Source organism: Pseudoalteromonas sp. T1lg24, from assembly GCF_002964745.1.
GTDB classification, from domain to species: Bacteria; Pseudomonadota; Gammaproteobacteria; order Enterobacterales; family Alteromonadaceae; genus Pseudoalteromonas; species Pseudoalteromonas spongiae.
In genome coordinates this window covers 454,085-473,339 of sequence record NZ_PQCB01000016.1, presented here as the reverse complement: position 1 = coordinate 473,339, position 19,255 = coordinate 454,085, and the positions used below count along the sequence as shown (strand labels likewise).

Annotated in this window: 14 protein-coding genes and 1 pseudogene; 4 read left to right on the top strand and 11 right to left on the bottom strand. The window is 41.5% G+C overall.

Annotated features, from left to right (window positions below):
* Nucleotides 1–5: 5 nt before the first annotated feature.
* Both ccoO and ccoN read right to left on the bottom strand, forming a co-directional pair.
* Nucleotides 6–656: a cytochrome-c oxidase, cbb3-type subunit II gene (ccoO, locus tag C2M30_RS09560; protein ID WP_100913281.1), complete on the bottom strand. Its 651-nt coding sequence runs from the start codon at nt 654–656 to the stop codon at nt 6–8.
* A gap of 10 nt (nt 657–666) precedes the next feature.
* Nucleotides 667–2,097: a cytochrome-c oxidase, cbb3-type subunit I gene (gene ccoN / locus C2M30_RS09555; RefSeq protein ID WP_054980100.1), complete on the bottom strand. Its 1,431-nt coding sequence runs from the start codon at nt 2,095–2,097 to the stop codon at nt 667–669.
* A 335-nt stretch (nt 2,098–2,432) separates the two neighbouring features.
* On the opposite strand from ccoN, the gene C2M30_RS09550 reads away from it, so the two are divergent.
* The 4 genes from C2M30_RS09550 to C2M30_RS09535 all read left to right on the top strand — a co-directional run bounded on the left by C2M30_RS09550 (nt 2,433) and on the right by C2M30_RS09535 (nt 8,328).
* Complete coding sequence (locus C2M30_RS09550; RefSeq protein WP_105171472.1) at nt 2,433–2,828, top strand: hypothetical protein; 396 nt, start codon at nt 2,433–2,435, stop codon at nt 2,826–2,828.
* 395 nt (nt 2,829–3,223) lie between these two features.
* Nucleotides 3,224–5,818 (top strand): TonB-dependent receptor, encoded by a 2,595-nt coding sequence (locus C2M30_RS09545; protein WP_105171471.1) that lies wholly within the window; start codon nt 3,224–3,226, stop codon nt 5,816–5,818.
* 239 nt (nt 5,819–6,057) lie between these two features.
* Nucleotides 6,058–7,167, top strand: a complete 1,110-nt coding sequence (locus C2M30_RS09540; RefSeq protein ID WP_105171470.1) for a DUF3083 family protein — start codon at nt 6,058–6,060, stop codon at nt 7,165–7,167.
* A gap of 54 nt (nt 7,168–7,221) precedes the next feature.
* Nucleotides 7,222–8,328: an isocitrate/isopropylmalate family dehydrogenase gene (locus tag C2M30_RS09535; protein WP_105171469.1), complete on the top strand. Its 1,107-nt coding sequence runs from the start codon at nt 7,222–7,224 to the stop codon at nt 8,326–8,328.
* Here the strand turns inward: C2M30_RS09535 and C2M30_RS09530 are convergent.
* The 9 genes and pseudogenes from C2M30_RS09530 to C2M30_RS09490 form a co-directional block, all read right to left on the bottom strand.
* On the bottom strand, nt 8,320–8,772 hold the full coding sequence (locus C2M30_RS09530) for a hypothetical protein (RefSeq protein ID WP_105171468.1): 453 nt from the start codon (nt 8,770–8,772) through the stop codon (nt 8,320–8,322). The two genes, C2M30_RS09535 and C2M30_RS09530, sit on opposite strands and share 9 nt — an antisense overlap.
* Nucleotides 8,773–8,909: 137 nt before the next feature.
* Nucleotides 8,910–9,854, bottom strand: a complete 945-nt coding sequence (locus tag C2M30_RS09525) for a LysR family transcriptional regulator (RefSeq protein ID WP_105171467.1) — start codon at nt 9,852–9,854, stop codon at nt 8,910–8,912.
* 237 nt (nt 9,855–10,091) lie between these two features.
* On the bottom strand, nt 10,092–10,340 hold the full coding sequence (locus tag C2M30_RS09520) for a hypothetical protein (RefSeq protein ID WP_010560206.1): 249 nt from the start codon (nt 10,338–10,340) through the stop codon (nt 10,092–10,094).
* A 12-nt stretch (nt 10,341–10,352) separates the two neighbouring features.
* On the bottom strand, nt 10,353–11,432 hold the full coding sequence (locus tag C2M30_RS09515; RefSeq protein ID WP_105171466.1) for a CsiV family protein: 1,080 nt from the start codon (nt 11,430–11,432) through the stop codon (nt 10,353–10,355).
* Nucleotides 11,432–14,898 (bottom strand): annotated as a pseudogene (gene mfd / locus C2M30_RS09510) (transcription-repair coupling factor). Before mfd ends, C2M30_RS09515 begins: the two are co-directional and overlap by 1 nt.
* Before the next feature lie 15 nt (nt 14,899–14,913).
* Nucleotides 14,914–15,801 carry a carbon-nitrogen hydrolase gene (locus C2M30_RS09505; protein ID WP_199775878.1) on the bottom strand — a complete coding sequence of 296 codons (888 nt, stop codon included), beginning with the start codon at nt 15,799–15,801 and terminating at the stop codon, nt 14,914–14,916.
* 2 nt (nt 15,802–15,803) lie between these two features.
* Complete coding sequence (locus C2M30_RS09500; protein WP_105171464.1) at nt 15,804–16,841, bottom strand: agmatine deiminase family protein; 1,038 nt, start codon at nt 16,839–16,841, stop codon at nt 15,804–15,806.
* Between the two features lie 60 nt (nt 16,842–16,901).
* The gene (locus C2M30_RS09495; RefSeq protein WP_325050750.1) at nt 16,902–17,489 is read right to left on the bottom strand and encodes a PilZ domain-containing protein; all 588 of its coding nucleotides are present in this window, start codon (nt 17,487–17,489) and stop codon (nt 16,902–16,904) included.
* A gap of 73 nt (nt 17,490–17,562) precedes the next feature.
* On the bottom strand, nt 17,563–19,224 hold the full coding sequence (locus tag C2M30_RS09490; RefSeq protein WP_199775877.1) for a SulP family inorganic anion transporter: 1,662 nt from the start codon (nt 19,222–19,224) through the stop codon (nt 17,563–17,565).
* Between the last annotated feature and the right edge of the window lie 31 nt (nt 19,225–19,255).

Genomic DNA, 19,255 nt, shown 5'->3' with positions numbered 1-19,255 from the left:
GTGGTTTACTTTAAGTGAGTACCAAGCTGCTGTAGATACGCAATAAGCGCTTCCATTTCAGTTTTACCTTCAATAGATTTAACATCAGCTTGTAATTCTTCATCACTGCCGTAACCACGACCTGGATACGCTTCTTGGTTAATACCAAAGTTGTCACGGAACACTTGTAATTTCTTAAGTGTATGCGTTGTGTCAACTTTGTTTGTCGCTAACCAAGGGTAACCTGGCATGTTTGACTCTGGAACTACATCACGTGGGTTTACCAAGTGAGCATAGTGCCAATCGTCTGAGTAACGACCACCTACGCGAGCTAGATCTGGACCAGTACGCTTAGAACCCCACTGGAATGGGTGATCCCAAACGCTTTCACCCGCTACCGAGTAGTGGCCGTAACGCTCAACTTCGTCACGGAATGGGCGGATCATTTGTGAGTGACAGTTGTAACAACCTTCACGCACGTAGATATCACGACCTTCCATTTCTAACGCTGTTAGCGGACGTAAGCCATCTACAGGTTTTGTCGTATCTTCTTGGAACATTAGTGGTGTAATTTCCACAAGTGCACCAAAGCTGATTGCGAAAACCGTTAGGATAGCCATTAGGCCAACGTTCTTTTCAACAATCTCGTGTTTGTTTTGTGAATTATTCTGGCTCATACATTACTCCTTAAGCAGGCTGAGCTTCAGCTTGCAATGCACCTTTTTCAGCTGCAACAGTTTTAACAACGTTGTATAACATGATTAGCATACCAACAACGATGAATACACCGCCTACAAAGCGCATGAAGTAGAATGGATACGATGCTTCAAGTGACTGAACAAAGCTATACATTAATGTACCGTCAGAGTTAACCGCACGCCACATTAGACCTTGCATTACACCTGAAATCCACATTGCAACGATGTACAGAACAACACCTACAGTGTGTAACCAGAAGTGTGTATTGATAAGCTTAGTGCTGTACATGCGAGCTTGACCAAATAGGTTAGGGATTAAGTGATAAACCGCACCGATTGATACCATTGCAACCCAACCTAATGCACCTGAGTGTACGTGACCAACAGTCCAGTCAGTGTAGTGAGATAGTGCATTTACAGATTTGATTGCCATCATTGGGCCTTCGAACGTTGACATACCGTAGAACGATAGTGAAACAACTAAGAAACGAAGAATTGGATCGTGGCGAAGTTTATGCCATGCGCCAGATAGCGTCATGATACCGTTAATCATACCACCCCATGATGGTACAAATAGAATTACTGACATTACCATACCTAAAGACTGAGTCCAGTCAGGTAGAGCAGTGTAGTGTAGGTGGTGAGGACCCGCCCAAATATAAAGAGAAATTAGTGCCCAGAAGTGAACTACCGATAAACGGTAAGAGTAAACTGGACGACCAGCTTGCTTAGGAACGAAGTAGTACATCATACCTAGGAAACCAGCTGTCAGTAGGAAACCTACTGCGTTGTGACCGTACCACCATTGCACCATGGCATCTACTGCGCCCGCGTAGATTGAGTACGACTTAGTCAGAGAAACTGGAATTGCCATGCTGTTTACAATGTGTAAAACAGCAACAGTGATAATGAAACCACCATAGAACCAGTTAGCAACATAAATATGCGACACTTTACGCTTGATTAAAGTACCAAAGAATACAACCGCATAAGCAACCCAAACAACCGTAATTAGGATGTCGATTGGCCACTCTAGCTCAGCGTACTCTTTACCACTTGTGAAACCAAGAGGCAGTGTAATTGCTGCTAATACAATAACAAGTTGCCAACCCCAAAAGGTAAATGATGCAAGCTTGTCTGAGAATAAACGCGTTTGACAGGTACGTTGTACAACGTAGTAAGACGTTGCAAATAGTGCACTTGTACCAAATGCGAAAATAACTGCGTTCGTATGTAACGGACGAAGTCGAGAGTAAGTTAACCATGGAATGTCAAAGTTTAACGCAGGCCATACTAGCTGAGCTGCGATGAAAACCCCGGCACCCATGCCAACAATGCCCCAAATCACCGTCATAATGGCGAATTGGCGTACAACTTTATAGTTGTATTCTGTTTGTGATGCTACTGTTGTTTGGCTCATTTTCCGGTTTCCGCTGCAATAAATTGCAATAAGAAATGAATTTCCCAGTTCTAATTAAAGAAATGGGGCCTCTAAAATATTTACCAAATTCGTTACCTTACTAACTCGAACTTTTTTGTACGACTAAAGTCAAAGATTAAGCTGGCAAGAAAACAAACCCAGTAAAACTCTTTTTTTGCATGAGAAATAATAAAATTTTTGCTTTTAAAAAGATAGCGCATTTGCCCAAAATTATGACCTCAATCAAATATTCTCGGTGAGGGTGATTTATTTTTGTGCAAATTTAGTCTAAATTCGCGGCCATCTTACAAACGCCCGTTATTGAAGAGAAATTAATGCGCATTTTAACCATCATTTTTACAGCACTAATTTTAACAAGCTGTGGTGAGTTTAGTCGTTCACAAAAAGCATCGAGCAAAGAGCAGCACATAAATTCTTCTGAGCTCAAAATTAATGAACAAACCGTCAAACCAGAAACCGAGTTTGAGATTGTTTTTACCCCGAGTAATAAAATTGAAATCATCGACGCGCATATTGAAGGGGTAAATATGTATATGGGAAAAATCCCATTATTTTTTTCGCAAAAAGATGACTCAACTTATCACGCCATGGGCATGGTTGGGGTATGTAGTAAGCGCGAAATGGTGTGGCAAATTCAGCTACGTTACCGTGATGTTTCAAGCCAGCGTGAAAAAACAGCAACTCTCAACTTTGTCGTAACAAATGCTTAACTGAGCGTCTACAGATGTAGCTTGGTTACAATTGATTACATCTGGTAACGCACGAAAACGAGTATCAATAAAAGCACGTTATTAGTGTGTAACATACTGATAAATAAACGGTACAGATGTTATTTCTGTTAATCTAATCGTAACAAACGGCGCATCCTAAGCGCCGTTTTTTATGTCTGAACAAAAGCTGAACTCGCATTCAGTTTTCATTCATTTTCACAAGCCTAGTTTGCTGCATCCGTTTTCAGATTTCTCCCTGGTTTTATATCCGAAGCCATGTTTCTAGCGTCAATTTAGGAACAACAATCTGTATCTGAAAGTGGGTAATGCAACAAGTTATTCACTTAGTTGAAGTGCTTTCAACTAAAGGGTTAGACAACTAATAAAGGTTTATTATGAATAAAACTAAATTGGGCTTAGCGATTGCCGCAGCAGTTCCACTATTCTCTGCTCATAATGCTGTAGCAGCTGAAGAAACGTCAGCAAGTGCTGTAGAACGTATCGAAGTAACAGGTTCACGCATCAAACGTACTGATATGGAAACAGCAAGCCCGGTAACAGTGATTGGTGCTGATGAAATTCGTGCCTCTGGCGCAGCGTCAATTGATGCCGTTTTACAAAAAATGACTGCTGCAAGCGGTGCAATGACTAACCCAGCAGTAAACAATGGTTCTGGTGGTAATGCGCGTGTTGATTTACGCGGTTTAGGTGCACAACGTACATTAGTACTTGTTAATGGTCGTCGTATGATCAACTCAGGTACAGGTGCTGCATCAACCGTTGATTTAAACACAATCCCAGTGTCAATGATCAAACAGGTTGAAGTACTAAAAGATGGTGCTTCAGCAGTATACGGTACTGACGCAGTAGCGGGTGTTGTAAACATTATCTTAAAAGATGATTTCGAAGGTCTAGATATGAACCTTAACGGCGCGATTAGCGGCGAGGGCGATGCAGACGAAACATCATTTGATATCACAATGGGTTCAAGCTTTGACCGCGGTAACGTGGTAATTGGCTTACAATACACAGACCGTGGCGATGCGTCTCAAGCAGACCGTGATTTCTCTGATTGTCCAATCGAAGAAGATTTCGACAATGGTAGCTTCTACTGTGGTGGTTCTCCTTACTCACCGTTCGGTCGCGTATGGGGTGACACTGCTGACCTTCAAGGTAACGCAGACGGCAGCTGGCATGACTATGTAACTGAAAACGATGCATATAATTTCTCTCAGGCGAGCTATTTATATACGCCAATGCGTCGTTTAAACCTAACGGGTGTTGGTAACTTTGACCTAACTGACGATACACGTTTAGTAACTGAATTCACTTACTCAAAGCGTTGGTCAGATCAGCAAATGGCACCACAGCCAGTATGGTTTGATTTTAAATACGATGCTGACGCAATGGGTGATTCACTATTATCTCACGGTGTAATTGATGGTGAGGAGATCTCTTACGGCCGTCGTATGACTGACGTTGGTCCTCGTGGTTACGAGCAAGTTGTTGATACAGTTCGCGCAGTAATTGGCTTAAACGGTGAATTCGATAACGGTTGGGGTTGGGATACGTCAGTTGTATTCGGTCGTAACGACTCAGTTGACCGCGCTACAAATTTACTAAACATGGGCTCAATTCAAGACGCTATCAGCAAGCAAGAATTCAACCCATTAGATCAAGGCGACTGGTCAAAAGAGAACTTAAAGCCTTATAACTACACTGAAAACAACTCAGGTGGTAGCCAGTTATTAGTTCTTTCAGCTGGTTTAAACGGCGAAGTAATGGAATTACCAGCAGGTTACGTAGGTTTTGCTGCAGGTATCGAGCACCGTGAAGAAAAAGCATGGTATGTGCCAGATTCACTTACATCACAAGGTTTAGCTAACGACCCTCGTGTTGATCCTACAGGCGGCCGTTTTGACGTAAATGAAGCTTACGTTGAATTAGCAGTACCACTTCTAGCTGACGCACCGTTTGCAGAAATGGTTGATTTAAGTGCAGCAGTACGTGCATTCGATTACAGCACATTCGGTTCTGACGAAACGTGGAAGCTAGGTTTAACATGGCGTGTAAATGATGAGTTTATGGCTCGTGCAGTACGCTCAACCGCTTTCCGTGCACCAACAGTTAACGAACTATATGCAGGTCAAGGTCCGTCATTCGAGCAAATTGATTTACCATATGCTCAAAAGCAAGCTGAAGTAACGGTTGGCGGTAACGAAAACCTAACACCAGAACAAGCTGACACACTAACCGCTGGTTTTGTATATGCACCATCTTGGTTAGACGGTTTCTCAATGACGGTTGATTACTTCGATATCGAAATTGAAAACGCAATCGCACGTGAAAACGAGCAATACATTGTTGAAACATGTCTTGATGCGACAGGTCAAAACGTTAATAACGATTTAGCACTATGTCAGTTCGCATCTGTTAAATATAACGACAAAACACGTCGTGTAACGTTTAACAACCAACTTAAAAACATTGGTACTGAACACACTAAAGGCTACGATGTAAACTTCAAGTATACATTCGACGCACTTGGTTTAGCTTGGCGTACAGGTCTAGATGTAACAATTCTAGACGAATACACAGTTGAATCGGCAGGTGCTGGCAGCGTAGATTACGCAGGTCTAATCACGTCGGGTCTAGGTAGCTACGCAGAGCTAAAAACTAACTTAAACCTTAAAGTGTCTGGCGACAACTGGGATGCACAGTACGAAGCGCGTATGATCGATGGTGTTGACGACTACTCGTGTCAAAAAGCAGACGCAAAATGTTTAGTACCAAGTGTTGGTACTGTGGTTTACCACGACATCAGCGGTTCTTACATGCTTAATGACACTGTGTCATTACAAGCTGGCGTAAACAACTTATTTGATAAGCAAGCGCCTTACTACACAGGTAACAACGATTCTAACACTGACCCGTACACGTACGATGTACTTGGTCGTCGTTTCTTCGCTGGTGTAAACGTTAAGTTCTAATTTAAGAATAATTAGCGATAAAGCCGCAGGTTAATAACCTGCGGCTTTTTTATTCACAAAACGATCATTGCGATGCCATTCAAATGTAATATTTAGCATTAATTATCGAATAAAACGCGTTGTAAACTACTTCTAGAATGCATTTCTCGCCTATTTAATTTACCTGTCACTAAACTGCAAACTAATTGTAATTAAACCCACCTAAGCTCTCGGCAAATCCACAATTGAGTTGAAAGCACATGGGAATCATCAGGAATAGAAGTTTAATTAGTCGTAATAAGCAGCAAGATAATCGCGTTTATGTACCGGCTGATTCAAGGGACAATCAGTATGTTATTGCAGAGCTCGCGGTAAATGACGCGCTTGTTGCACAATTATCTGACAAAACACTTAACCCATCGCCAAAAGAATTACTTTCGTTATTGCTTAACAAGGTAAGACGTATTGTCGCAAACCATGAAATAGATTTTGTTGCCTTGATTGCGTCAAACAAGTTTATCCGAGTACGTTATGGTGTTGATAATGAAATTAACACCACTAATGAGCAGCACATCGTTTACTACAACCCAGAAAAAAGTAAAGGCGTGGTGGGTGTATGTGCAGACGATGCAAACGCAATCCACTCTTTTCGCTTAGTGTGTTTCGCTACCGGCGAAAATTTACGTGAAAATGCAGCGTTATTTCATCAAAAAGTTGTGATGTTGGTAAATGAGATTAAAGCGGCGTTTAGCTTTGTTGATGCAATTAAATTACAAGATCACCAACACATTAGTTTTGGACTTGAAAAGCACTCATCGGCTACCCAATCGAAAGCTCATGGTTTTCGTGTTATTGAAAAACGTTATGAAAGCTCTGGTTTAACCTTGCCGCAAGAGCGCAACAGTAAAGCCTTTATCGTGGTAAAAGCCAATTTTAGTGAACTGCTTAGTGAAAAAGTGCTGAATCATGAATACGATGTCAGTCAAATGCATGGTGAAGTATCACACTTGCTTATTCAACTTGCACAAGAAGCTGGCATAAGTCACTTAGCTTATGTTGCATCGAATCGCTACCCGGTTGTTAAGTCAAACTTAGTCTCAGGCAGTGCTAATCAAAACGGTGAACTAGTGAGTCTAAATTTTGGCAACACAGAACATGAAGTGATCCAACTAATTGACGACGATTACATCAATAGTAACGCCTATTTAGTATTTTACATGCCTGAAAACTGTGTAGTGAAAGCAGGGTATGCTGCCTACATTAACAAGGTGATTAAATTGATTGATAAACTTGGCCAAAAGTTGCACCTAGCTGAACACGACAAAGCCATGCTACTAAGGTTTTATCAACACTTTAGTTATAAAGCTTGAATCTAAGCTTACATATTTGTCATAGTGTAGGAAAATAAATCAATCAACCACACTATGACAATCCAACCCAATCAAGAATTTTGTGTACCTTACGTTGAAGGTGATGGTGTAGGCCCTGAGTTAATGAGCTATGCCCGCACAGTAGCTGAGCAGGTGCTTAAAAAGTGCTATGGCGAGCAGCGTAGAATTATTTGGAAAGCTGTACTTTGCGGTGAGAAAGCCGCAGCGCAGTATCAAGGTGATTGGTTTCCTGAAGAAACACTGAATGTAATCGAACAATACAAATGCGCATTAATAGGGCCTATTACCGCACCGATAGGGTATGGTTTTAAATCCCTTAATGTCGCGCTACGCCACGAACTTGGACTGCGCGCGTCGTATACACGATATGTATCACATAACGGTAATGCTCTTTATGTCCTGCGTGATAACAGTGAAGATTTGCCGATAAAGCTTGAATGGCAAACGAATTCATTTGATGGCAATTTACTTGCGACATTTTTAAAAGAAGAGCTAGGTGTCAATAAGGTGCCACTGGCAGAAAAAAGTGTAATGGCACTTAAGTATATTTCAGAAAGTGGCGTAGATATGTTGCTATCTTCTGCAATTGAGCTTGCAAAATCGCGCAATATTAAAAACATCACTATAGTGCACCATGCCAATAGTTTACCGATTTCTGAGGGCAGTGTTGTGCGTTGGGCGCTCAGTTCAATCAAGCGTTACAGTCAAAACTCAGACGATTCATTGCCAAAATATGTTGATGATATTGCAATTGATGTGTGCTCTTTGCTGCAGTTTTTCACTCAAAACCGCACAGAGCAGGGCGATACTATTTACATTTCAGCGAACTATTTAGCGACCATTTTAAATGAATATTTTACGGGTAGTTTAGGGCAACTAAACAAGGTAAGCCAAACTAATTTTGGCAATGACATCTGTATTTTTGAACCAAAACACGGACCGTTGCACAGTTTAGTGGGTAGTGATGAGATAACCCCAGTTGCACTGATAAATGCGGTTGTTTCGCTGTTTTATCATTTGGGTTGTTTAGAAGCGGCTAACTGTCTAACTAAGGGTTTATTTGAGGCGGAAAAAAGCTTAAAGGATAACATGATATCCTTTAAGCAATTTCAAGAAACATTAGCCTTTACTTTAGGCTGATAGTTTTAGTTGTGATTGATAAAGCGGTCGCAAGTAATCAACGCATTGCTGATATACCGACAGCAGCTCGGCATCAATATTCTTAACATCAACGACTTGTGCATTACCTGCGGCAGCAATAAAAGCTGCAAATACTAACGTTGGCGTGGGGCAGCTGTATTTATCTTTAATTTCTAAGGTTTCACCAGCCAACAGGCGAGCCGTAATGCTTGGTGTTGTAACGCTTGCAAGTTCACAGAGTGATTCATTGCTAATCGTGTGTTCGCACGGCTTAGTAATCGCTTTTCTGATTTTGCCACCAAATTCTTTCAATAGTTTGATGTAATTCTCGATAAACTGCGCCTGACATTCTGCGTTATCTAAATGGTAAGTTGTTGTTAGCTGGTTAAATAAGTTTTCTTCAATGTATAAGAATTGATGTTTATGAAATTGACCTGAGCTCATTGTAATGTTCCTCGTTTTTGTTGATAAATTGGCATTTGCCTTAACAAAAAGAGTAACTAACCTAATCAAAATTTAAAAATTGAATAATTCAATTATTGATATAGATGTTGTCTATATTAGCTGTGCTAAATCTAAGTTTAACTCGGTAAAGTAGATGCAAACTCTGTGAGTTGCTGGCGCAGCCAATTGTGCGCTGGGTCGTAGTGCTTTATTGGGCTCCAAACCATGCTGATTTCTTGCGGCACCATTTGAAATGGCAATGGCAGGGTTACCAATGGTTCGTTTTGAAAACTCGCCAATGCCAAGCGGTTAGGAATAGTTAGCAGTAAACTTTTACTTCCGTTGATTAACGCTTGTGCCTGAAAATGGCGGGTAAAGACTTGAATATTACGCTTTTTTTCCATTTGCCAAAGGGCTTCGTCAAGCTCGCCAAGCTTGCTGGGATGACTATCTTTTGAAATGCGGTTTTCACTGATAATACCACTGCGACTCACCCAAATATGTGGCTGTGTTAAATAGCTATCAAGGTCTGGCGTTTGTGCAAACGGATTATCCTGATGACAGATCACCCTAAAATTATCGCGCCATAATCGTTTTTGGTGAAATGATGTCGGCGCTTGTTTAAAGCGGTTAATTGCGATATCAACACTGCCTTCTTGCAATTCACCAAGTGAACTGTCGCCAGGGGACGTAATGTTGTAGCTAATATTCGGATAACAGTCAGCGGTTTTGGCTATAAACGGAAACAGTAAACAGCTTTCAATATAATCGTTGGTTAAAATTTTAAAGGTGTGTTGCGCAGTAACCGGGTCAAATTGGCTGTCGGATTGGGTGATTGATTCACTGAGGCGAATAAATTCGTTGATCTGCGGTTTTAGTGCTAGTGCTTTTTCAGTCGGTTGCATGCCACCTGCGGTGCGAACCAATAAAGGATCAGAAAAATATTCACGTAGTCGTTTTAATGCAGCACTGACCGTTGGCTGTGTTAAAGCAAGCTTGTTTGCAGCGCGTGAAACACTTCGTTCTTCTAATAAGACGTTTAAATATACCAGCAGATTTAGGTCAATATTGCGAATATTCATAATTTTCGGTACAAGCTTTGCGTTAAATCAACGTACAACTTATACCAATTTGAATATTTATGCGATGCTTCTCGCACATAAAAATATGTATTTAGAACAGTTAGATGTGAATGCACTTAGCTTAATAATAAATATGTTTGTGCGGTAATTACGGTTTAGTATTAGTTAAACTTAGCGTTTTTAAAAATAAAAAAAGCCGAGATAGCTCGGCTTTTTTACGGTATCGGCAATATGCGATTAAAGGCCTTTCTCTGAGTAAAGGGTTACCTTACCGCCTACAAAGGTTACTTTAATGTTTGTGCTGTCATTGCCCCAAGTACAGTCTGTGTGCATGGTTTTTTCTTCACATTGTGATGCGCTGCCAAGGATCGCTTCAACTTCTTGCTTGTCTTGACCTACTTTAATTTTTTCGTAGTTTTCTAAGGTCACTTTTGAACATGCAGTTAACGTAAGTAGTGCAGCAGCAGTAATAAATAATTTTTTCATAAGACAAAGTCCTTAATGGTTATAACGACGAATTTGCATAATAATGCCGAGCTTTGGATGGTCGAAATAATGTATTTCGGAGCTTATCACACGACGGAATTGTGAAAATCGTTCGGTTTTTAATACAGTTTCAGTGAGTTGTTGCAAAGCTAAGCCATTGTCACCATCTGTAAAGTTGATGTTGTCAACGGTCTGTTCCACTAACTCGTTAAGATCAAAATCGGCTTCAATATTGAGATAATTGCGACGAATAAATACTTTAAATTTACCTTGTAGCTGCCATGTTTGTTCAGTTAAAAGCGGACTAGGCGTGTTTTCGAACGGTTCAACGTTGTTAACAATATCGCTTGGAAACGCATCTATGTCTGAACTTTGCGGCACGCCATTTAAATCAATTGCATCGCTTTGTCCAAATTGCGTATATTCATTAAGCATTTGTTCAAGTGACTGCTCATTTTCTGATTTATTAATAACTGCCGATAAATTCTTACCACCATACAAATACATAGGTGTCGCGTTACGAATATTACTTTCAGGTTGGCGCCAACCCGTGTGCAGTAACGGCGTTAAGCCACGTCGTTTTAAGCGGCTTACGGTTTCGTTAAGCTCTAGCTGCTCTTTTGATAACAAGTAAATGTAATCTGTGTGTTCGAACGTCAGTGCGTCAGGTGTAACTGGTAACGCGTCTAATTCGGCTACATTGCTATAACGTTGGCACTCAAGCTGCGCTAAGTTATCAAGTTCATCATCGTTATTAATTTGTGATGATGTCTCAAACGCTTCAATAACGTCATTGCTACTAATGGCAGGCTGGTCAAAGCCGTCAATCTGGTCGCCATTTTCATTATTGACTTCGATGCCCATGCATTCTTTATATTTCACATTTTGCAGTTCTTGATAGGCTTCAGCGATAATGTCTTTACTGTTAGTGTAGTTAATCGCTGGGAAGTCTTCGGCTGAAAGATCTTCTTTTAATTCGCTATCGGTGGGTCTTTCAAAAAAGATCAATTCAATATCAAACCAACGTAAATTGGCGCTGGCCATAAAACTTGCGCTAAGCAGGCTTAACGGCAAAACATATTTTATTATCATTATTTTACAACCTTTTGGGCAAAGTCTCTTAGCATTGCAGTAACGAGCTTTAAGCGCTCTTGGTTATTCTTTTCTTCAATCATAAAGCGCAATTTACTGGCGCCTTCCATCTTATAAAATTGCGGATTGGATTGCAGTAATCCAATAATAAAGCTTGGATCGACTTTAGTATCTTGGCCAAATTCAAAATAACCGCCTTTGATATTGGCATCAATCTTAGTTATACCAAGGCTTGAGGCTGTAATTTTGAGTTGTTGAATTGCAAATAGGTTTTGCAACGCTTCTGGTAGTAAACCAAATCGGTCAATTAATTCAACAGACAATTCATCCATTGCACCTTTATCGGTGCAACTTGCAATACGTTTGTACATGCTTAAGCGTGTATTTACATCATGAATGTAGTCGTTTGGAATAAGCGCAGGAATTTTTAAATCAACGTCACTTTGTTTGCGTAGCAAGTTTTCAAGGCTTGGTTCTTTGCCTTGTTTTAACGCTTCAACAGCTTGGTCGAGCATTTCCATATACAAACTAAAGCCTATGCTCTCAATCTGACCGCTTTGCTCATCACCTAATAGCTCACCCGCACCACGAATTTCTAAATCGTGCGTTGCTAAGGTAAAACCAGCGCCAAGATCTTCCAGTGATGAAATTGCTTCTAAACGTTTCTTCGCATCTTTACTGATCAGTTTTTCATGTGGTGTCAGCAAATAAGCGTAGGCTTGGTGATGACTACGACCAACGCGACCACGTAATTGGTGTAATTGTGCAAGACCAAAACGGTCGGCTCTATCAATCAAAATGGTATTTGCGGTTGGAATATCAATACCAGTTTCAATAATCGTGGTACACACCAACACGTTAAACTTTTGGTGATAAAAATCCGACATTAATGATTCGAGTTCTTTCTCGCGCATTTGCCCATGGGCGTAATGAACATTTGCTTCAGGTACTAATGCAGCAATATCGCTCGCAAAGCTGTCGATGGTTTCAACATTGTTATGTAAGAAGTAAACCTGACCACCGCGTTTAATTTCACGAATAATTGCTTCTTTAATCAGTTCATCGTCGTTTTGACGAACGAAGGTTTTTACTGCTAAACGTTTAGCCGGTGGCGTGGCAATAATTGATAAATCGCGCATGCCACTCATTGCCATATTCAGCGTACGCGGAATTGGCGTTGCGGTGAGCGTTAAAATATCAACATCAGCACGTAACGACTTAATTTTTTCTTTTTGGCGTACGCCAAAACGGTGTTCTTCATCCACAATCAGTAAGCCAAGATCATCAAATTTAATGTCTTGCTGCAGTAACTTATGTGTTCCAACAACAATATCAATTTTACCTTCAGCTAAGCCTTCAAGCGTTTGTTTTTGCTCTTTTGCCGTTTTAAATCGCGACAATAAGGCGACTTCAACGGCAGAGTTGGCGAAACGGTCTTTAAAGTTTTCAAAATGCTGTTGAGCGAGCAGGGTAGTTGGCACTAAAACCGCGACTTGCTTAGAGTCGTTTACTGCGACAAACGCGGCGCGCATCGCAACTTCAGTTTTACCAAAGCCAACATCACCGCACACCAAACGATCCATTGCTTGTGCTTTTTGCATATCATTCAGTACGGCACCAATGGCATTTTGTTGGTCATCGGTTTCTTCAAACGGAAAGCTATCGGCAAATTGGCGATAAGCGCTGCTGTCATGATTAAATGCGTAACCTGGCTTAACTTCGCGCTGGGCATAAATATCAAGTAATTCAGCGGCAACATCGCGGACTTTTTCGGCGGCACGACGTTTGGCTTTTTCCCACGCTTCGGAGCCCAGTTTATTGAGTGGTGCAGTTTCTAAGTCGCCACCTGAATAACGCGATAATAAATGCAGTGATGCCACAGGTACATAAAGCTTTGCTTCGTTTAAATAATGAATGGTAACAAACTCAGTACTGACACCTCCGGCGTCAATGGTTTCTAGCCCTTGGTAACGGCCGACACCGTGATCTAAATGTACTATGGGTTGACCAATTTGCAGTTCAGCAAGGTTACGAATAATTGAATCTTGACTGACTTCGTATTTATGTTTGCGACGGCGTCTTTGAGATATTTTTACACCAAGCAGCTCTTGCTCAGTGATAATGCATAAGTTTTGCGTAGTAAGGTGAATACTTTGCTCAAGCGGTGAAACAATTAAGCCAACATCACTGTTTGCTGCAGTAAATTGATCAATAGACTCGAACTCTGAAAGCTTTAACCCAGTTGGTTTCAGCAAGGTTAATAATGATTCACGGCGGCCGTCACTTTCTACTGAAAATAAAATACGCGTGTTATCACTTTTTAACGCGCTAATGTAGTTTAAGACGTGTTCAAACGGCTGCTTAAGTTGATGGTTTACACGGATATCAGGTACAGCATCAAGGGCGATATTGCTATTGCCTGCTTTCGTACCAAGCATTGCTTGAGAGAGCGCAACGCGCGGGGAACCATTTAGCGCAGAAAATAAGTTTTCTACATTAAGATAAAGCTTTGACGGTTCGAGCAGTGGGCGTAATGGATCGACTTTACGATTTTCGAAGCGTTTTTCAATATCTTGCCAAGTTTCACGGCAGCTGTGTTCAATATCGCCCAAGGTAAAAATAACGTTGTCACTTGGTAAATAATCAAACAGGGTTGCGGTGTCATCAAAAAACAATGGTAAATAATATTCAATACCTGCGGGCAAACTACCTTGGCTGACTTGTGAATAGACAGAGCCTTTTTCATGTGCCATGCCAAAGGTTTCACGATAGTTAATACGAAAACGCTCTATGTCGTCTTCGTCGGTACCAAATTCGTGCGCGGGCAATAAGTCAATTTCTTGAATGTTGTCCCGTGAGCGTTGGGTTTCCGGATCAAATTGGCGAATTGAGTCAATTTCATCATCAAATAAATCAATACGCAGCGGCGTATTACTGCCCATCGGGAATAGATCGATGATGGAACCACGAATCGCAAATTCACCATGGGCCATTACTTGTTGTACGTTGATATAGCCAACCGACTCGAGTGCGGTGCGCAACGTCATGCTATCGAGCGTGTCACCAACTTTATATTTGATTGCCTTACCGTAAATAAATTCACACGGGGCGGTGCGCAACATAAGCCCCGCAATAGGCACAATCAACACTCCGTTATGCTGATTTCTAAGCTGACTTAATAGGCTTAAGCGCTGGGAAATTATATCTTGGTGCGGCGAAAAATGGTCGTAAGGCAAGGTTTCCCAGTCTGGAAATAAGTTAACTGGGATATTAGGCAATAGTAATTTAGCTCAGCTTCAAGCTTAAGCGCCTGCTGCGTGTTTTGAGTGACAATTAATTTAAATCCAGCGTGGCTTTTTACCGCATCTGAAATTGCTAAACTTAAGGCTGAACCTGCTAAATTGCCCCACGCAATTTTGTCGTTTTGGGTTTTGATCCAGGGTAAGTTAAGCCACTGACTTTGCATTAATGTCACTCCTTACTAATCTCGGTATAATTTCGTTAGATCTTGGTAATGGTCGATACGACGGTCACGTAAATACGGCCAAATACGACGTACGGATTCACTGCGTGCACGATCGATATCGGCATACAGGATTTCATCGTCATTATTTGACGCGTGCGCCAAAATTTCGCCCTGTGGACCAGTAATAAAACTATTGCCCCAGAACTGAATGCCCTTACTTTGCTCGCTTGGATCGGCTTCATGGCCTTGGCGGTTACAGGCAATCACAGGCAGTCCATTTGATACCGCGTGAGCACGCTGGGCAATAACCCAAGCATCAAGTTGACGTTGTTGTTCAGCACTGTCGTCGTCTAAATCCCAGCCAATGGCAGTTGGGTAAATTAAAAACTCTGCACCTGCCATTGCCATTAAACGCGCAGCTTCAGGGAACCATTGATCCCAGCATACTAACACGCCAAGTTTACCAATTGAGGTCTCGATTGGTTGAAAACCTAAATCGCCCGGTGTGAAGTAAAACTTTTCATAAAAGCCAGGGTCATCAGGAATATGCATTTTACGGTAAGTGCCCGCGATTTGCCCGTCAGTATCAAGTACAACGGCGGTATTGTGATACAAGCCCGTTGCACGTTTTTCAAATAATGAGGTAACAATAACGACATTTAACTCTTTGGCAAGCGCACCGTAAAGCGCGGTACTTGGGCCTGGAATCGATTCTGCTAAGTCAAAGTTATTGGTACTTTCTACTTGGCAAAAGTAAAGACTGCGATGCAGTTCTTGCAATACAATTAACTTGGCACCATTTTTTGCGGCCTCTTTTATGCCAAGTACTGTTTTGTCTTGGTTATGCTGTAAATCACCGCTATTTGAATGTTGAATTGCCGCAACTTTAATCGTTTGAGACATAATTAGCTCCGTAAAAAACCGTTAGGTAATTGCATGGTAATACAGTGTAAGCTGCCAAATTGGTGAATTAATGGCAGACAGTCAATACCAACAACTTGATGTTGAGGGTAGGCTGCTGCGATTACATCAAGTGCAGCTTGATCATTAGCATCTTGGTAAGTAGGTACCAATACCTTGTTATTGATAATTAAATAATTGGCATAGGTTGCTGGAAGGCGCTCGCCATCGTTATCGTATTTCGCGTGTGGCCAAGGTAAGGCGTGCAAAGTATAAGGCTCGCCACTTTTTGTAGTGAATGTCTGTAACTGCTTAGCCATTGCGTCTAACGCTTGGAAGTGCTCATCGTTTTGATCAGGGCATGAAACGTAAACTAAGGCATCATTTGGCGCAAAACGCACTAACGTGTCGATATGGCTGTCGGTATCGTCTCCTGCAAGGTAACCGTGATCAAGCCAAAGAAAGTGATTAACACCTAATAATTCCGTTAGCTTTGCTTCTAGCTGTGCTTTGTTTAAATTGTTTTCACGATTGTCGTTTAATAAGCATTCGCTGGTTGTTAACAGTGTGCCGTTACCATCGCTTTCAATACCACCACCTTCGAGTGCCAGCGGCACTTTTTGTGATGATGCGCCATTGGCTAATACTGTGTTAAATAGCTGCTGATTAATCGCATTATCAAGTTCTGATTGAAACTTATTACCCCAGCCATTAAAGGTAAAATCAAGGGCATGAAGAGTGTCACCACGATATGTACTAATTGGCCCATGATCACGCGCCCACGTATCATTAGTTGGGCATACAACAAAATGGACCTTGTCTAGTGTTAGGTCGTTGTTATGAAAAAGCGTACTAATATGTTGTTTTAACGCATCGTTATGCGCAACAATCACAAGTGCTTGCTGCGACAGAATTTCTTTTGCGATAGCAAGGTAGGTGAGCTCAACTTGAGGCAAAATATCGGCCCAATCAGTATCTTTATGCGGCCAAGTTAAAAGCACGGCATCTTGCAATGCCCATTCAGCTGGAAAAACAGTGTTCATAGTAGTTAACAAGGGTAATTTTGGCCAATATTAGCAAATGGCGACACTATTTATTAGTGTTTAATTGATGTTTTTCTTTGATTGCTTCTTTTTTAACACTTTGGCTTGTGTATGCAGGCTTGCTCTAACCATAAGTTCTTGATCTTGTTCTCGAATGTGGCTGAATATAAATCGTGTCTTATATCCATCTTGGTGCGGTTCACTATCCACAACTTGGGAAAAGCAAAACACTGCTGCCGCCTCATCCGCTAAAAACAGTTTGCTCCGAAAAAAACTGTTGGGGGTATAGCAAGTGCTGGTTTGCAGTACAAAGCCGCTGCCACCAAAACTTACCGTTTCTAGCTGAGCTTCGTCTTCATTTTCCGTCGCTAATATATGCGACAAAATAAGGTCAATTTTACGTGACTGTAATTTAAGGTACTGCGCTAAATCATCTGCTACATCACCTAGTTGTCTGAGTGGGCGAAGGGCGGTTTGCTCTAGCACGTTTACTTCATTGGCTAGTTTAAATAGCGGTGGGATTATTTTGTCTATGTCACTGTCATCGCTAGGCAATTTATCTTCGTTAACCTGTTCTAAGTTAACGCTAATTGCGTGTTCGATTTGAAAGTATTGATTAAATTGTTCGATGAGGTCGGACATATGCATTGTAAATCATTAAATAATAAATAATCTTAGCCCGAACAGGGGAGTTCAGGCAAAGAATTTATTTAACTTTCAGTTAGCTGCCGGTGAACGGCACGTTCTCGATAACTTCTAACGACTGATTTAGTGCGTCAAGTCGTGTATTTACAAAACGTTCTTTACCGATTAATTCATCGATGCCAAGCCTTTCAAGTTGATGTTTAGCATCATTATTTGGGCAATATAAAAAGACTTCACAGTGTGCTTCTATAGCATCTTTAATGGCATTTTCTAAGGCGAGGCCAACGGTCATATCGATCATTGGTACATCACTTAAATCTAGGATCATCGCTTTGTACTTATGTACAGAAGAATGCTGACGAGAAATCGCTTTAGATACACTGAAAATCATTGGACCCGACAAGTAAAAGAACAGAATATTGCCTTTTGCTTTGTCTAAAATAGCGCGCTCTTGTTTATTTAACGGTACATCATCGTCATCAGCATCACTAATAGCTTTGACTTGTTTTGCCTGTTCACGACTTAATCGTTCAATCACGATGATATTTGAGATAAATACACCCAAGCCAACAGCAATAAGTAAGTCAACAAAAACAGTTAATAGCATTACTGCATACATAATCGCGGTTTGCTGCATGCTGGCTTTGTGCGCGCGCTGTAAAAAACTCCAGTCGAGAATCGAAATACCAACATACAGTGCGATACCTGCAAGCACCGCCATTGGAATTGGCTCAATTAAACTGCCCGCAACTAATACCACAAGCATCAAAATAACGGCGCGAATAATTGCCGCGGCAGGAGAGCGAGAACCCACTTGAATACTTACAACTGTGCCCATGGTTGCACCTGCACCCGGCAGTGCGCCAAATAAACCTGAGATCATGTTAGCAATACCTTGACCTTTCAGTTCTTTATTTGAATCGTGTTCTTGACGCGTTAATGAATCCGAGATTACGGCAGTTAAAAGGGTATCAATACAACCAAGTGTGCCAAGTACCATGGCTTCAATGATCATGGTAACGAATTGGTCGGCGGTAAATGTCGGGAATACTAGATTAGGTAAACCGGTTGGAATTTCACCGATACGGCGAATCGATTCATCGCTAAATAAAATAACGGAAACAAGCGTAATTGCGATAAGTGCAACGAGTTGAGCGGGGATATACTTACGGTATTTCTTTGGGAAGTAAAATAAGATACCGAGCGTTGCAAGACCTAAAAATAATTCTGAAAAGTGAAGATTGAAAATTAAACTGGGGAGTTCAGTCAGCGTGCCGACTACGCCACCAGATGGCGTTTGATGGCCTAAAAGTGGTGCTAATTGTAAGATAATTAAAATAACACCAATGCCTGACATAAAACCGGAGATAACACTGTAAGGCATTAAGGTAACGTATTTCCCCAGTTTTAATGAACCAAGTAAAAATTGAAATGCGCCGGCCATCATCACCACGGTAAAGGCCATTGCCATGCCTTGCTCTGGGTGTTTGGCCATCATTGCAGTGAGTACCGCTGTCATTATCACGGTCATCGGACCGGTCGGCTCAGAAATGAGCGAGTTTGAACCACCAAACAGTGCAGCGAATAAGCCCACTAAAATAGCGCCCCAGATACCGGCTTCGGCACCTGCGCCTGACGCCACACCAAAGGCTAGGGCAAGTGGTAGTGAGATAATTGCAGTAGTGACACCACCAAATAAGTCACCACGGAGTTGAAAGTGCTTAAATCGCTCGAACAAAAGGCATACCCCTATATTGCAGACGCGGTAT

Excerpts from the sequence above, each read along its gene's own strand:
- ccoO (WP_100913281.1), bottom strand. The coding sequence starts at position 656 with ATGAGCCAGAATAATTCACAAAACAAACACGAGATTGTTGAAAAGAAC.
- ccoN (WP_054980100.1), bottom strand. The coding sequence starts at position 2,097 with ATGAGCCAAACAACAGTAGCATCACAAACAGAATACAACTATAAAGTT.
- C2M30_RS09550 (WP_105171472.1), top strand. The coding sequence starts at position 2,433 with ATGCGCATTTTAACCATCATTTTTACAGCACTAATTTTAACAAGCTGT.
- C2M30_RS09545 (WP_105171471.1), top strand. The coding sequence starts at position 3,224 with ATGAATAAAACTAAATTGGGCTTAGCGATTGCCGCAGCAGTTCCACTA.
- C2M30_RS09540 (WP_105171470.1), top strand. The coding sequence starts at position 6,058 with ATGGGAATCATCAGGAATAGAAGTTTAATTAGTCGTAATAAGCAGCAA.
- C2M30_RS09535 (WP_105171469.1), top strand. The coding sequence starts at position 7,222 with ATGACAATCCAACCCAATCAAGAATTTTGTGTACCTTACGTTGAAGGT.
- C2M30_RS09530 (WP_105171468.1), bottom strand. The coding sequence starts at position 8,772 with ATGAGCTCAGGTCAATTTCATAAACATCAATTCTTATACATTGAAGAA.
- C2M30_RS09525 (WP_105171467.1), bottom strand. The coding sequence starts at position 9,854 with ATGAATATTCGCAATATTGACCTAAATCTGCTGGTATATTTAAACGTC.
- C2M30_RS09520 (WP_010560206.1), bottom strand. The coding sequence starts at position 10,340 with ATGAAAAAATTATTTATTACTGCTGCTGCACTACTTACGTTAACTGCA.
- C2M30_RS09515 (WP_105171466.1), bottom strand. The coding sequence starts at position 11,432 with ATGATAATAAAATATGTTTTGCCGTTAAGCCTGCTTAGCGCAAGTTTT.
- C2M30_RS09505 (WP_199775878.1), bottom strand. The coding sequence starts at position 15,801 with ATGTCTCAAACGATTAAAGTTGCGGCAATTCAACATTCAAATAGCGGT.
- C2M30_RS09500 (WP_105171464.1), bottom strand. The coding sequence starts at position 16,841 with ATGAACACTGTTTTTCCAGCTGAATGGGCATTGCAAGATGCCGTGCTT.
- C2M30_RS09495 (WP_325050750.1), bottom strand. The coding sequence starts at position 17,489 with ATGCATATGTCCGACCTCATCGAACAATTTAATCAATACTTTCAAATC.